14 protein-coding genes are annotated in these 12655 nt (G+C 52.4%); 4 read left to right on the forward strand and 10 right to left on the reverse strand.

The window, feature by feature from the left end; genetic code table 11:
* Nucleotides 1-28: 28 nt before the first annotated feature.
* The gene (locus tag ACJJIP_RS20520; protein ID WP_020413841.1) at nt 29-2077 is read right to left on the reverse strand and encodes a M3 family metallopeptidase; all 2049 of its coding nucleotides are present in this window, start codon (nt 2075-2077) and stop codon (nt 29-31) included.
* Between the two features lie 65 nt (nt 2078-2142).
* Between ACJJIP_RS20520 and ACJJIP_RS20525 the strand changes: the two genes are divergently transcribed.
* The 3 genes from ACJJIP_RS20525 to ACJJIP_RS20535 all read left to right on the forward strand — a co-directional run bounded on the left by ACJJIP_RS20525 (nt 2143) and on the right by ACJJIP_RS20535 (nt 4243).
* The gene (locus tag ACJJIP_RS20525; protein ID WP_020413842.1) at nt 2143-2697 is read left to right on the forward strand and encodes a gamma carbonic anhydrase family protein; all 555 of its coding nucleotides are present in this window, start codon (nt 2143-2145) and stop codon (nt 2695-2697) included.
* Between the two features lie 25 nt (nt 2698-2722).
* Nucleotides 2723-3637, forward strand: coding sequence for a LysR family transcriptional regulator (locus ACJJIP_RS20530; RefSeq protein WP_020413843.1), 915 nt, complete (start codon nt 2723-2725; stop codon nt 3635-3637).
* Between the two features lie 87 nt (nt 3638-3724).
* Nucleotides 3725-4243 (forward strand): hypothetical protein, encoded by a 519-nt coding sequence (locus ACJJIP_RS20535; protein WP_020413844.1) that lies wholly within the window; start codon nt 3725-3727, stop codon nt 4241-4243.
* A gap of 33 nt (nt 4244-4276) precedes the next feature.
* On the opposite strand, the gene ACJJIP_RS20540 is transcribed toward ACJJIP_RS20535, so the two are convergent.
* The 9 genes from ACJJIP_RS20540 to ACJJIP_RS20580 form a co-directional block, all read right to left on the reverse strand.
* Nucleotides 4277-4678, reverse strand: a complete 402-nt coding sequence (locus ACJJIP_RS20540) for a hypothetical protein (protein ID WP_020413845.1) — start codon at nt 4676-4678, stop codon at nt 4277-4279.
* A gap of 11 nt (nt 4679-4689) precedes the next feature.
* Nucleotides 4690-5520 (reverse strand): shikimate dehydrogenase, encoded by an 831-nt coding sequence (gene aroE, locus ACJJIP_RS20545; protein WP_020413846.1) that lies wholly within the window; start codon nt 5518-5520, stop codon nt 4690-4692.
* On the reverse strand, nt 5517-5966 hold the full coding sequence (locus ACJJIP_RS20550; RefSeq protein ID WP_020413847.1) for a DUF6841 family protein: 450 nt from the start codon (nt 5964-5966) through the stop codon (nt 5517-5519). Before ACJJIP_RS20550 ends, aroE begins: the two co-directional genes overlap by 4 nt.
* Before the next feature lie 30 nt (nt 5967-5996).
* Nucleotides 5997-6902, reverse strand: coding sequence for an oxygen-dependent coproporphyrinogen oxidase (hemF, locus tag ACJJIP_RS20555; RefSeq protein WP_020413848.1), 906 nt, complete (start codon nt 6900-6902; stop codon nt 5997-5999).
* A 28-nt stretch (nt 6903-6930) separates the two neighbouring features.
* A complete protein-coding gene (locus ACJJIP_RS20560) occupies nt 6931-7497 on the reverse strand; it encodes an L-threonylcarbamoyladenylate synthase (protein ID WP_020413849.1) in 567 nt (188 codons plus the stop codon).
* A gap of 9 nt (nt 7498-7506) precedes the next feature.
* Complete coding sequence (purE, locus tag ACJJIP_RS20565) at nt 7507-8022, reverse strand: 5-(carboxyamino)imidazole ribonucleotide mutase (RefSeq protein ID WP_020413850.1); 516 nt, start codon at nt 8020-8022, stop codon at nt 7507-7509.
* Between the two features lie 169 nt (nt 8023-8191).
* A complete protein-coding gene (locus tag ACJJIP_RS20570) occupies nt 8192-9412 on the reverse strand; it encodes a tetratricopeptide repeat protein (RefSeq protein ID WP_444945898.1) in 1221 nt (406 codons plus the stop codon).
* Between the two features lie 251 nt (nt 9413-9663).
* Nucleotides 9664-10806: a DNA-processing protein DprA gene (gene dprA / locus ACJJIP_RS20575; RefSeq protein ID WP_444945899.1), complete on the reverse strand. Its 1143-nt coding sequence runs from the start codon at nt 10804-10806 to the stop codon at nt 9664-9666.
* Nucleotides 10807-10876: 70 nt separating this feature from the next.
* Nucleotides 10877-11947 carry a LysM peptidoglycan-binding domain-containing protein gene (locus ACJJIP_RS20580; protein ID WP_020413853.1) on the reverse strand — a complete coding sequence of 357 codons (1071 nt, stop codon included), beginning with the start codon at nt 11945-11947 and terminating at the stop codon, nt 10877-10879.
* 182 nt (nt 11948-12129) lie between these two features.
* Here ACJJIP_RS20580 and def point away from each other — a divergent pair, with 182 nt between their 5' ends.
* Entirely contained in the window at nt 12130-12636 is a 507-nt protein-coding gene (gene def, locus ACJJIP_RS20585) for a peptide deformylase (protein ID WP_444945900.1), read from the forward strand.
* Nucleotides 12637-12655 lie beyond the last annotated feature (19 nt).

Here is a 12655-nt window from a genome sequence, read left to right on the forward strand (position 1 = left end):
GCTCAATCTTTCATGATATGGAGGCTTCTCAAGCCGGGCTGATGTTCAGTTCTTGCTGCTCGATACCAGAGTGGCGCAACAGTGCATCAATCTGGGGTTCTCGACCACGGAACTCAGTAAACAGTTCAAGTGCATCACGACTACCTCCCTGCTCTAGAATGCTATGCAAGAATCGCTTGCCAGTGGTTTCATCAAAAATGCCTTTCTCCTCAAACAGGGAAAAAGCATCAGCAGACAGCACCTCCGCCCACTTATAACTGTAATACCCTGCCGCATAGCCGCCGGCAAAAATATGGCTAAATGCATGCTGGAAACGATTTTGTGCCGATACAGGCACCACGGCAACTTCAGAGCGTACCTCAGTAAGCAGATGCTGGATCTTCTCGGCGGACAATTCCTCTTCACAGCAATGCAAGCGGAAGTCAAATAATGCAAATTCCAGCTGACGCACAGTAAACATGGCGGACTGGAAGTTCTTTGCCGCAAGCATCTTATCCAGCAGTTCCTTCGGCAGAGGATCACTGGTTTCAAAATGTGCAGAGAGCATGGTTATCGCCTGTGGTTGCCAACACCAGTTCTCCAGGAATTGGCTGGGCATCTCAACAGCATCCCAGGCAACACCATTAATCCCGGAAACAGCTGCCACATCAATTTTCGTGAGCATGTGGTGCAAACCATGACCAAACTCATGGAACAGCGTGGTCACCTCGTAATGTGTTAATAGAGAAGGCATATCACCAGCAGCTGGACTGAAATTACAAACGAGATATGCAATGGGCAACTGTATTCCTTGCTCAGTCTGGCGACGGGTTGCCACGGTATCCATCCAGGCGCCGCCACGCTTTTTCTCCCTGGCGAACGCGTCCAGGTAGAAGCCGGCAATACGTTCACCGCCCCTCAGTAGCCAGAAAAATTGCACATCGTCATGCCAGGTAGCAACTGAGGTATCCTCCTCGACAGTAATTCCAAAAAGCTTCTCAACGACCGCAAACAATCCATCGACGACTTTTGCGTAGGGGAAATAGGGGCGTAGTTCTTCCTGGCTGATGGCATAGCGTTTTTGCTTAAGCTTCTCCGCTACCCAGGCAATATCCCAGGGTTGTAATTCATCCAATTCGAATTCTATTTTGGCGAATTCACTGAGTTCCTTCATCTCCTGCTCAGCAGCCGGCCTTGCCCGCTTTGCCAAGTCGTTAAGAAATTCCAGTACACGCTCAGTATTTGGCGCCATTTTGCTGGCCAGGGATAGCTGGGAATAATTGTCCAAACCCAATAGTCGAGCCTGGTCCGCACGCAGAGCCAAAATGGATTCCATCACCTCGGAATTATCAAATTCACCAGCATTCGGACCAACTTCAGAAGCCCTACTGACAAAAGCCAAGTGCACCTGACGACGTAATTCGCGATTATCCGCATGGGTCATTACTGCCAGATAGCAGGGGCCCTCCAGTGTGACCAACCAACCGTTTTTACCTTTGCCCTGCGCGGCGCTGCTTGCAGCCGCTAACGCAGTCTGCGGCAAGCCCGCTAACTCTGCTTCATCTTCAGTGTGCCAGGTCCAGGCATTTGTGGCATCCAGCACGTTATTGGCAAACTGGCTGGAAAGCTCTGCCAAACGGCGACTGTTGGCTGCGAATTGTTCACGGGCACCCCCCTGTAACCCAACACCACTGAGCTCGAAATCCCGCAGGCCCAATTCCACCGACTTTTTACGAGCTTGTTGCCAACTATCGAATCCCTGAGCGGCAGCCAGCTCTTGGTAAACCTCATACAGCTCACGATTTTGACCCAGTTCGGTCCAATAAGCAGTCACTTGCGCTAGTGCAGCTTCATAGGGCGAGCGCCACTCACCACTCAATACACTGTTTAGGTGGCTCACCGGAGAGAAGGCGCGGTTCAGTTCGTCCTGGGCCTGCTCTAGGGGTACCAGCGTATTTTCCCAGCCCGGATTATCCAAGCCCTGCTGTAACTGTTGCTGACAATGGGCGATCAGCTCGGAGATTGCCGGCTCGACCTGTGTCGGCTGCAATTGGTCAAATGCCGGAAGTAGCGGGATATTCAGTAATGGATTGGACATATAGGACCCTGTGCTCGAAATAGGATACAGCTATGATAGAGGATTCATTGTACAGGAGCTTCTTTATGTCCCCACTGCGCAGCCACAACGACTCTGCCGGCGAGAAAGTCCCGCAAATCGGTAATGGTGTTTATATCGATCCACAGTCGGCTGTGATCGGCGATGTCACTCTCGGGGATGATTGCTCCGTATGGCCAATGGCCGTGGTACGCGGCGATATGCACCGTATTCAAATAGGTGCGCGGACCAGTGTACAGGATGGGGCTGTATTACATATCACTCATGCCGGCCCTTTCAATACTGACGGCTGGCCCCTGACGATTGGCGAAGATGTCACTATCGGACATAAGGCCTGCCTGCACGGCTGCACCATTGGCAATCGAGTGCTCATCGGTATCGGTGCCATTGTGTTGGATGGTGCAACGATTGAGGATGAAGTGGTGCTAGCTGCAGGAGCCTTGGTGCCACCGGGCAAAACCCTGGAAAGTGGCTACCTCTATGTAGGTGCCCCTTGCAAGAAAGCTCGCCCTCTATCCGAAAAAGAAAGGGCTTTCTTCCGTTATTCTGCTGAGAACTATGTGAAGCTCAAAGAACAGTACCTGTTGCAGGAACAGTACTAAACACTCACTGATTTAAAGAGTGCCCATGCTCAACCTCAATACCGATCAACTGCACACTTTCGTGCGCGCGTGCGAAGAGAAATCCTTTTCTGCTGTCGCCAGGGGAATGGGCCGCGCACAGTCTTCAGTGAGTAGCTCCATTCAAAACCTGGAACTCGACCTGGGGCTAGTTCTGTTCGATCGCAGTGGAAAGTATCCCCAGCCCACTGCAGCAGCCCAGGCCCTGCTGCCTCTGGCCCGTCAGGCCCTGGGACAGCTGCATCGTTTCCAGCAGGCTGCGGACTCCTACCAATGCGGAGAGGAGCCACTGTTGCGAGTCCAGTTTGAAGAGCTGGTTATGCCTGACCGCCTCAACGACATGCTGGCGACATTCAGTAAGCATTTTCCCCACACTACATTGCAGTTGAGCAGCGCCGACGGCGAGCATGCTGTAGGCAGTGTGGCCCAAGGTACCGTAGACTTCGCCTTTGTAAATGCTCGGGAAAATTACCCTGATGCATTGGATTTCAGTACCCTCGGTCGACAGCCTGTGCTCTGTCTCGCCAGCCCTGATCACGCCCTGGCGCAAGAGAGTAGTGCCAGCCTCAGTGAGGCTGCCCAGTACCGGCAGATTATCACCGCATCAGTGACCAGCCAGCACCGCTGGCAACTCTCAGCTCAAATCTGGATCTGTGACTCCCTACTGCAAGCTCTGGATCTAGCTTGTAAAGGCGTCGGCTGGGTAAACGCTCCATATGAGCTGGCACGCCCCTTCCTAAAGAGCGGAAAATTAGTAGAGCTAAACTTAACCAGCGCGCTCAGTGCCTGGAGCCTGGATGTCGACCTGCTCTGGTCGGCCAGAACAGCCCAGGGCCAGGCTGGACTTTGGTTCGCACGCGAGGCTAGGCGCCTATACGGCAACTACTACAGCCCACCTATCGAAATTACCGATAGAAGCTAATTTCTTCCTAACGGAAATAACAATAAAACTTAGCTGCAGGGCCTATTGAGCCCAACTTTCTAGTATCGGCAACCAGGAGCCTACGATATGAATGAACAGCAGCGTCTAGAGGAAATGGACACTTTCTCCCGTAGATACCGCTACGACATGGACTACCTCAGGGAGTTTTTGCGAAGCTCTCCGCAGGGTTATGAAAAGTTCGCCAATTTCCAACCGCTATCCATGCATAGGGAATTCCTGCCACTGGATATATTCTGGGTCAGTAAGCTGGCAGCCATGCAGGTGGCCGACTGCGGTGCCTGCCTGCAGCTCAATGTGCGTATGGCGCTGGAAGCGGAAATAGATCCGGCAGTGGTCAAAGCCTGTATCCAGGGCGGCAGCAACCTGCCTGAAGCGCTAAAAGATATTTATGACTTCTCCACCGCACTGGCGAGTTACAAGAATATCGATCCGGTGCTGGATGAGCGCATCGGTGTCCAGCTCGATAAGAAACAGCGGATTGAGCTGGGCGTGAGCGTGGCAACTGCTTCAGTCTATCCAACCATCAAACGCGCCATGGGCCACACCCAAAGTTGCAGTCTTATCGAGATCGAATTCGAAGCCTGAATACATTGCCGGCCATGTCTGCCGGCAATTTTTTTACTTGCCCTGGAGTCGCAGTAAGCCGGAAGCAGCTATACCGCCTATGGCACAAGCCAGGATTATAACTAACGGAGTCAGTTGCCCCAGCATAAAGGCGCCGTAGTCGTAACCGCGCTGGGGCAGCAGGTAGAGCAACATTAAGCCAGCTGGCACCAATGAGAGCAGTGCGCCACGCAAAAGCCAGGTATTTCGCCAGGGTAACAGGAACAACAGCCCACAAAGGCCACCCCAAACAATACGCTGGTATAAATAGGCGTTGCTTAGCCGAGGAGCCAGATCCACTCCCAGCCACTGAGTAAAACCGTATTGCCCCATAGCCCAAAGGCCAAGCGCATAACAAAGCCCGCCAAAACAACCAACAGCAAAACACACGGATAATTTGCGTACCAACTCACGCACAGCCAGTTCCTCTAATTATTGTTGTTATTCAATTCCCGGCGCAGCCTGGCCATCACGGGGGTCACCAGTGGGCGTACACCACGCCATAAGAAAAATGATTCCGCTGCCTGCCCCACCAACATACCTAACCCATCTGCAGCCTCGATACCCAAACCATGAGCCCAATGCACAAAAGGAGTGGCTCCGGTGGCATACACCATGTCGTAGGCTTTGCCCCCCTGAGCGAACAGGTGATCCGGCAATGGCGGCAGCTCATTGTCCAGGCTGGCGGAGCTGGCATTGATCACCAGGTCAAAACTACCACACAACCCCTGCAAACCACCTCCGCTGAGGGCGCCATAATGGGAGAATTCATCTGCCAATTGTTCAGCCCGGTCTGCGGTGCGATTAGCCACATGCAAATGAGCCGGCTGCTCTGCCAGAAGTGGTAAAAGGGCTCCGCGCGCAGCACCGCCAGCGCCCAGCAGCAGAACTCGCTTGTCACGAATTGGCCATCCCAGGTTGTCACGGATATCGGCCACCAAGCCGGCACCGTCGGTATTGTCACCCAGTAGCCGCCCATCTCGTCGAAGTATCAGAGTATTCACTGCTCCGGCAGCGGCAGCGCGCTCGGTGAGTTCATCCGCTAACTCGCATGCCTTCAGTTTAAATGGCACCGTAACATTCAAACCACGGCCACCCTCCGCAAAGAAAGTACGCACGCTATGGGCGAATCCATCCAGAGGTGCAAGCAATTTGCTATAGGTAAGATCCTGGCCGGTTTGCTCGGCAAAAGCGATGTGAATTTCTGGGGAGAGGGAATGGGCAATAGGATTGCCCACAACTCCATAGCGATCACTCATGAAAGTGACCTCTTGCGCGCCCTTGCCGCTTCCCGAATTTTGGCGCTTTCATCGACAATAATCAGACCGTCTATCTTAAGCCCCGATTCTGTCTCGGTGAGCAAATAGCGGGTTTGGGAGCTGTAAAGCTCAACTGCTTTTTCTTCTCCCTTGGGGTGTAGCAATGTCCAGCGCACACTGGCCAGGCTACTGAATTCATTCAACTCGATAACCTCTGTTACTGTGCCAAGGATCTGACAAACCTCTAAACGACGATAGGCGTTTAGTAGCTTGCTTACTTGCTTTACAAAAGCCTCGCGATCAATTGCCGATTTACTGCCGTCCTCATGGTAGTAATGTAGGGGAAAACGGTAAAAGTCGGCAATCTGCTCAGCATCCCCTGTTTCAAAGTGGCGTCGGTAGTCAAGAAACAGTGAATTGATGCCTTCCAGTCGCGATTGATGCACGGCATACCTCCGTTGTGACAAATTCCCTGGCTATAGCCAGTCCCGATGTGGCAGAAAATCTGTATAGAGTTTTTCCTCTGCTGAGCCCGGCTCGGGGTGCCAGTCGTACTTCCAACTGACCAATGATGGCAGGGACATCAGGATCGACTCGGTACGCCCACCGCTTTGTAAACCAAACAAAGTGCCGCGATCGAACACCAGATTGAACTCCACATAACGGCCACGACGGTACAGTTGAAATTCACGTTCGCGCTCGCCAAAATCAGTGTCTTTTCGCTTTTGTACTATGGGCAGATAAGCATCCAAGTAGCTGTCGCCCACGGCACGGGTAAAGGCAAAAGCATTGTCGAATCCCCCCTCGTTAAAATCGTCAAAAAACAGGCCACCCACTCCGCGAGCCTCATCGCGATGCTTCAGGTAAAAATACTTGTCACACCATTGCTTGAAGCGTGGGTAGGTATCCTCGCCAAACGGGGCACATGCCTGCTTGGCTGTGCTGTGCCAGTGCACAACATCCTCTTCAAAACCGTAGTAAGGGGTAAGGTCATATCCCCCTCCGAACCACCATATTGGTTCGGCACCGGGCTTTTTAGCGACAAATAGACGTACATTGGCATGGCTGGTGGGCACATACGGGTTACGAGGGTGAATTACTAGGGAGACACCCATGGCCTCAAATGAACAACCGGCCAGTTCAGGACGGCTCGCTGTAGCAGAGGGCGGCAGGCCATCGCCGTAGACGTGGGAAAAATTCACACCGCCCTTCTCTATCAGGTTGCCCTCTTCCAGCACTCGGGTTCTCCCGCCGCCACCGCCAGGTCTCTCCCAGGCATCCTCATGAAATTTCCGCCCATCCTCGGCGCCCAGGGCATCGCAGATGCGATCCTGCAGATTCAGCAGGTAGGCTTTTACTTCCTTGGTATCTATATCATTCATGGGGAACACTGCTTTTGCTTATCAGAAATCAACCACCCGCGCGCATCAATTTTCCGCTGAGCAGATCGCGGATTTCACTTGGTGAATTGCGGCCGCCGGTGGAGCCTCCACCGACAAAGTCGAGCGCATCGCCGAAATATCGCAACACCTGGTACTTATAGCGAGCGGGCTGACATCCCGCCGGGTTGGCAGAAGTGGATACAATAGCACCGCCAAAAGCGCGTGTTAACGCTGCGGTGAATGAGTGGTCAGTGCAACGCAAGGCCACTGACGGATGGGCGCCACAGACCCAGTAGGGGATGCGGCCCAAATGGGGAACCAACCAGGTAACCGGACCAGGCCAGGTTGCATGCAATTGCTGGCGCTGCTCATCACTGAGGGGGTCGAGTAATTCGCTAAAACTCGCCTCCTCTCCGGAAACCAGGATCAGGCCCTTCTCCAGTGGACGGTTCTTCAATTGCAACAAACGCCGAACCGCCTGTAAATTATTTGGGTCACAGGCGAGCCCCCACACAGATTCGGTAGGGTGGGCAATAACACCGCCCGCCGCCAGGGCTCGGGCGGCCTGCTTTACAGCGAGCGGTGAATACAACATAGCGACGAATTACTTGGTTTTGCGCTGCTGCAGGTCTTTTTGCAGCTGCTCATCCTTGGCAATAATCGCTTCGGCATTGGCACGACGTTCATCTACCAGCTTCTGGTGCATTTCAGCATCAGAAGAACCGATAATCTGTGCAGCCAGATAGGCTGCGTTCTTGGCACCAGCCTTGCCAATCGCCACCGTTGCCACCGGGATGCCACCAGGCATCTGTACGGTGGATAACAGGGCATCCAGGCCATCCAGGGAAGCGTTAATCGGCACACCTATCACCGGCTTCAGGGTGGTGGCAGACACTGCACCAGCCAAGTGCGCAGCCATACCCGCGGCACAGATAAAGGCTGCACAGCCGCGCTTGTCGGCATCGGTAACGTAATTATGTGTGGCTTCCGGGGTGCGGTGGGCGGAAGTGACTTTTACCTCAAAAGGAATATCGAACTTTTCCAACACACCAAAGGCGGCTTCCATGACTGGCAGATCGGAGTCGGAACCCATCAGGATTGCTACAAAAGGCTTGCTCATTTCAACTCTCTTTACTGTCGAAGCGGGGGAAGCGCGGCAATCTAGCCGATTGTGCAGTTGGGCACAAGGTGTTGCCGCTACCAACAACTCCTTCTGGTTAATATTTGAACATCCTTGTTTTGCCGAGATGAGCCTCTTCCAGTTTTACCTGGTTAGAGCCACGCCTGACTTACGGGTTCCACCACCATGGGCGTGTGGTTTCTGGATGTCTGACTCTTCCAATCGAAGATACTGGCTTTATATCTCTTATTCCGAGAGTATCCAGTTTTTTCCTGTAACGTGCTTGATCCCCATCAGTTACCGAAAGGGTCAACGCTTGCCTGAAACTCTTCCGGTAGCCACCATCACCAACCTTGAAGCGGGCCATCCCCAGGAGAAAATGAAAACGGTGGTCAGCTCTTTCCAGAGAGATCGCGTCCTTGGCCCGCTTGAGTGCCAATTCAAAGTGCTCTTGTTTATAGGCAGCCAAGGCCATGCCATACCAGTAGTAGGGATTTTGTTCTCGATACCCCTGTAGCCGCTCAGAGAGAATATTCGCCAAATCAAAATCACTGCGGTTTCTGAGTGCTCTCTCCAAATTACTCAGGGCAATCAAATTAGTATTATCCAGTCCAAGAGATACCCCGTAGGCATCGACAGCTTGGTCTGAATACCCCGCAGAGCGATAGATTGCACCCAAATTATTCCAAAGGTCTGACGCATCGGGAGACAAGGATAAGGCTTTCCGTAAGTAAAGAAATGCCCGATTTATATCTCGCTTAGAAAGAAAGTCCATCGCCAGATTACTATAAAATCTGGCAAATGCTTCATCATCTCCAAGTGTTTTTTGGCGATAGGCTGGAGTGTAATCAACAAAGTTGAAATCCAAGACACGGTGCTCATTTCCAACATCGGCAATGACATTGATGTGTTGGTAAACAAAAGTATGCTGACCTTCAAAATACCGAGTTTCTGGTATAAACACCTCATTAAATTTTATGTCTATATCCAGTTCTCGAGCCATAGCAACCATAAAGGCACTAAACGCCATACAGTTACCCCGCTGCTCTTCAAATACTTTAGAAGCTTCTAGGGTGGCATCAGCATCATAATAAATTGAGAAATTGTTACCTTGTAAACTTCCAACCAGGGTATTAAGGCGATCACTATCGGTTACACCATCGACCGACCCCAAAAGCAACCGCATCTCATCATTCACTGCCAAAATATCTATATCGGGAAGATCGGTATCTGATACCGGGTGCCCCAAAAGAACAGCACCTGAGAGTAAATTTTCTTTTGTGAAGTTTTGTGGTGGCAAAGAATCGGTGATCAAGGGCTGCACTGCACATGCAGCCAAGCCCAGCATCATTATTAGAAGGATAATTATTCTTATAAATTGTATTTTCATAGTTTTGTCCTTCTACGTATTTTCAAAATACATAAAACATGAAATACATTTTTATCATAAAAGTCAGGATAATTTATTGTTAATATCAGATTAATTACATTTACTCACCACGGCTGGACCAACCTGCGGCAGAAAAAAACCATGACTATTTGTACAGTCCAGCACCCACCCAACGTATTCATTGCAAGTGTTCAATTTCGCACTTTACCTGTTGAATAAATGGCTACACTGCATCGGCAAGCAACTTCATTTTAAGTTAGATCTTTCTCAGCCAACCTACAGCAAGCAGAACCGCGGGCAGTTAGCTGATAACCACTGGGTAATTCTTCTAAAAGCCCCTCCAGTTCCAACTGTAACAACAACCCCATCAACTCCCCCGAACCTTCCCCACTATCCATAGCCAGTTGCTCAATACTGCGGGGGCCGCCAGCGAGGGCATCCACAATAACCTGTTGGCGCCCCTCTAATACTTCACGGTTTTTTTCCGCTGAAACAGGCTCTGACAGTAGCCCCCCCAACTGGGAGGCGATGTCGCCACTGGTCTCAACCAAAGTCGCGCCCTGCCTGATCAGGTGGTGGCAGCCTTGAGCCATCGGATTGTGAATCGAGCCAGGAATGGCAAACACTTCTCGGTTTTGCTCCAGTGCCAAGCGCGCCGTAATTAGGGAGCCGGAACGCAACGCAGCTTCAACTAATAACACCCCCATAGAAAGCCCACTAATAATACGGTTGCGGCGAGGGAAGTTTTTGGCCTCGGCACTACTACCCAAAGGCAGCTCACTGAGAATCGTTCCGCCCCTTTCGAGAATATCCCCTGCCAGCCTCTGGTTATGACGAGGGTAGATTCGGTCCACACCGCTTCCCAACACTGCAATAGTTGCCCCCCCTCCATACAGGGCTCCGAGATGCGCCGCCGCATCTACCCCCAGGGCAAGTCCAGAGGTGATTGCGAAACCGGCAGTGGCGAGCTCTGCGGCAAACGCGCGAGCATTATCCAAGCCGGCGCTGGTAGCGCGGCGGGCACCCACAATAGCAATCTGTGGCAAGCAAAGGTTTTCTGTCCTGCCGCGAAGATAAAGTACCGGAGGTGGTCGGGAAGTTTCACTTAATAGAACTGGATAATCAGTATCCCCATAACACATTAAATGAATCCCATTCTCTACGCAGCGAGCACGCTCTTCTTCAACCCAACTGATTAGGGCACTCTGGGCCTGCAATCGGGTGAACTCATACCACTGGGATCGGGCTCGTGCTGGGAGTTTAGATAACAGGGTATTGGGGAGTTGCTGCAAGGCTTGAAGCGGGCAACCGAAGTGCTCGAGCAATTGCCAATATCGGGCGGGGCCTATGCCCTCTAGGCGTAGTAGGGCCATGCTTGCGGTTAACGCATCCATGCCGTTTACTCTGTTTTTTGGTTGAGCGGCGGTCCAAACAGCAAGATCCGCCGCAGAGAATAGGGCTACGTTAAGGGTTGCGCACCAGATCCATCACAGCCAGGGGGCGCTCTGCCTCAAGCACCAGGGCGAGACTCATCTTTTCAAAGGTGCGAAATACCATCATCTCACCAGCGCGTTCATCAGGCAATTTCACACTGTCACCGACAATACGATCGCGAACAACGGAGCCGCGCTTGTAAACAGCCATAACATTACCCGGCTCTATGCCATCGCGGTCTCCCAGATTGAGGATAACCACATCGAACTTACCGATCTGGGTAACTCCTTCATCCACTCCGACAATCAATCCATCTATGGGAAGAGCTGGAGCACTGGGATGAAATAATGCTTCGATTGAGCGTTCCTCTACCGGCATCAAGCGATCTTCCAGGCGAATCTCGCGAGCCGTATTGGCCACTCCCAAAGTGGCTACTGAGAATCCAGGCAGGCTATCCGGGTCCAACTGCAGCAGGTCAACTTCCCCGATACCCAACGCTTGGCGACCAAGGGTTTCATTACTGACAGGATCGGCATAAACCGGTCCGGGACGGTATAGACCATAAGAGGCCAAGGGGGCCTCGAAGTCACCGCGTGCATAAATGGTATCTCCAGCGCCCATCAGGATATGGTTATCGGAACCGGACACCACATAGGGCGTACCTTCAAAAGCGTTGGGCTCAACGATACGGGTACGCGAGAGAAAAGCATTTATTGCATCAAGAGGAATCGCAGGGATAGCATTTTCTACCGCTTCACGGCGGATCTGGGGCGTCAGGCGACTGCCATCCACTCCTGGTGACAGCTGGTAAGCCCGTGGACCGCGCTGGAGCTGTAACTGAGGCTGTCCATCCACATAGACCAGGCGCAAGCTGTCGCCGGGGTAGATTAAGTGCGGGTTTTCCACTTGAGGATTCACCTGCCAGATCTCGGGCCAATACCATGGCTGTACCAGAAACTCACTGGAGATATCCCACAGGGTATCGCCCTTCTGCACTACATAAGCATCGGGATGACTGGGGTTCAGGCGTACCTGATCCTGGGCTTCAGTGCCCAGGGCAACCGCCAGCATCGAAACAGCGGCCAGGATTATTTTTTTCATGGAAGCATTCCTATGCTCTTTATCGCTATAATTCTCAGCGCCGGGCTACTCTCTGGTGGAAAGTAGCCGGACCCGGGCGCAAAGCGCCAGCGGAAATCAGGGGTCCACTCGGTAAATATTGAGCGCGATCATAATGTTATCAGCGCACGTTCAACGAATACTAGAAGTTTGTCACAGGTGTTATGGCTAAACTCGAGATACTGGAATTTCCCGATCCTCGTCTACGCGAGGTCGCAAAACCGATCGCTGAAGTGACCGATGCACATCGCCAGTTGCTGGACGACATGTTTGAAACCATGTATGCCGCACCCGGCATCGGCCTCGCCGCTATCCAGGTCAATGTGCAGGAGCGCATTGTGGTGGTGGATATATCCGAGGATGGAAGCGAGCCACTCGGCTTTATCAACCCGGAAATCGAAGTACTGGAAGAGGAAATCCACCAGTACGATGAGGGTTGTCTATCCGTGCCAGGCTTCTACGAGACCGTGGAGCGCCCGCGTAAAGTGCGGATCAAGGCCCTGGATCGCAATGGTGAGCCCTTTGCCATTGAAGCAGAGGGACTATTGGCAGTATGTATCCAGCATGAAGTCGACCATCTGGATGGCAAACTGTTCGTGGATTACATCTCCCCACTCAAGCGCAACCGCATTCGCTCCAAGCTGGAAAAATCCCAGCGCCGACGCGCCTGATAAAGAAGGCTGGCCGCCG

This window comes from Microbulbifer variabilis (genome assembly GCF_052467165.1).

Coding starts and splice junctions, on each gene's coding strand:
- ACJJIP_RS20520 (WP_020413841.1), bottom strand. CDS start 2,077: ATGTCCAATCCATTACTGAATATCCCGCTACTTCCGGCATTTGACCAA.
- ACJJIP_RS20525 (WP_020413842.1), top strand. CDS start 2,143: ATGTCCCCACTGCGCAGCCACAACGACTCTGCCGGCGAGAAAGTCCCG.
- ACJJIP_RS20530 (WP_020413843.1), top strand. CDS start 2,723: ATGCTCAACCTCAATACCGATCAACTGCACACTTTCGTGCGCGCGTGC.
- ACJJIP_RS20535 (WP_020413844.1), top strand. CDS start 3,725: ATGAATGAACAGCAGCGTCTAGAGGAAATGGACACTTTCTCCCGTAGA.
- aroE (WP_020413846.1), bottom strand. CDS start 5,520: ATGAGTGATCGCTATGGAGTTGTGGGCAATCCTATTGCCCATTCCCTC.
- hemF (WP_020413848.1), bottom strand. CDS start 6,902: ATGAATGATATAGATACCAAGGAAGTAAAAGCCTACCTGCTGAATCTG.
- ACJJIP_RS20560 (WP_020413849.1), bottom strand. CDS start 7,497: ATGTTGTATTCACCGCTCGCTGTAAAGCAGGCCGCCCGAGCCCTGGCG.
- purE (WP_020413850.1), bottom strand. CDS start 8,022: ATGAGCAAGCCTTTTGTAGCAATCCTGATGGGTTCCGACTCCGATCTG.
- ACJJIP_RS20570 (WP_444945898.1), bottom strand. CDS start 9,412: ATGAAAATACAATTTATAAGAATAATTATCCTTCTAATAATGATGCTG.
- dprA (WP_444945899.1), bottom strand. CDS start 10,806: ATGGATGCGTTAACCGCAAGCATGGCCCTACTACGCCTAGAGGGCATA.
- ACJJIP_RS20580 (WP_020413853.1), bottom strand. CDS start 11,947: ATGAAAAAAATAATCCTGGCCGCTGTTTCGATGCTGGCGGTTGCCCTG.
- def (WP_444945900.1), top strand. CDS start 12,130: ATGGCTAAACTCGAGATACTGGAATTTCCCGATCCTCGTCTACGCGAG.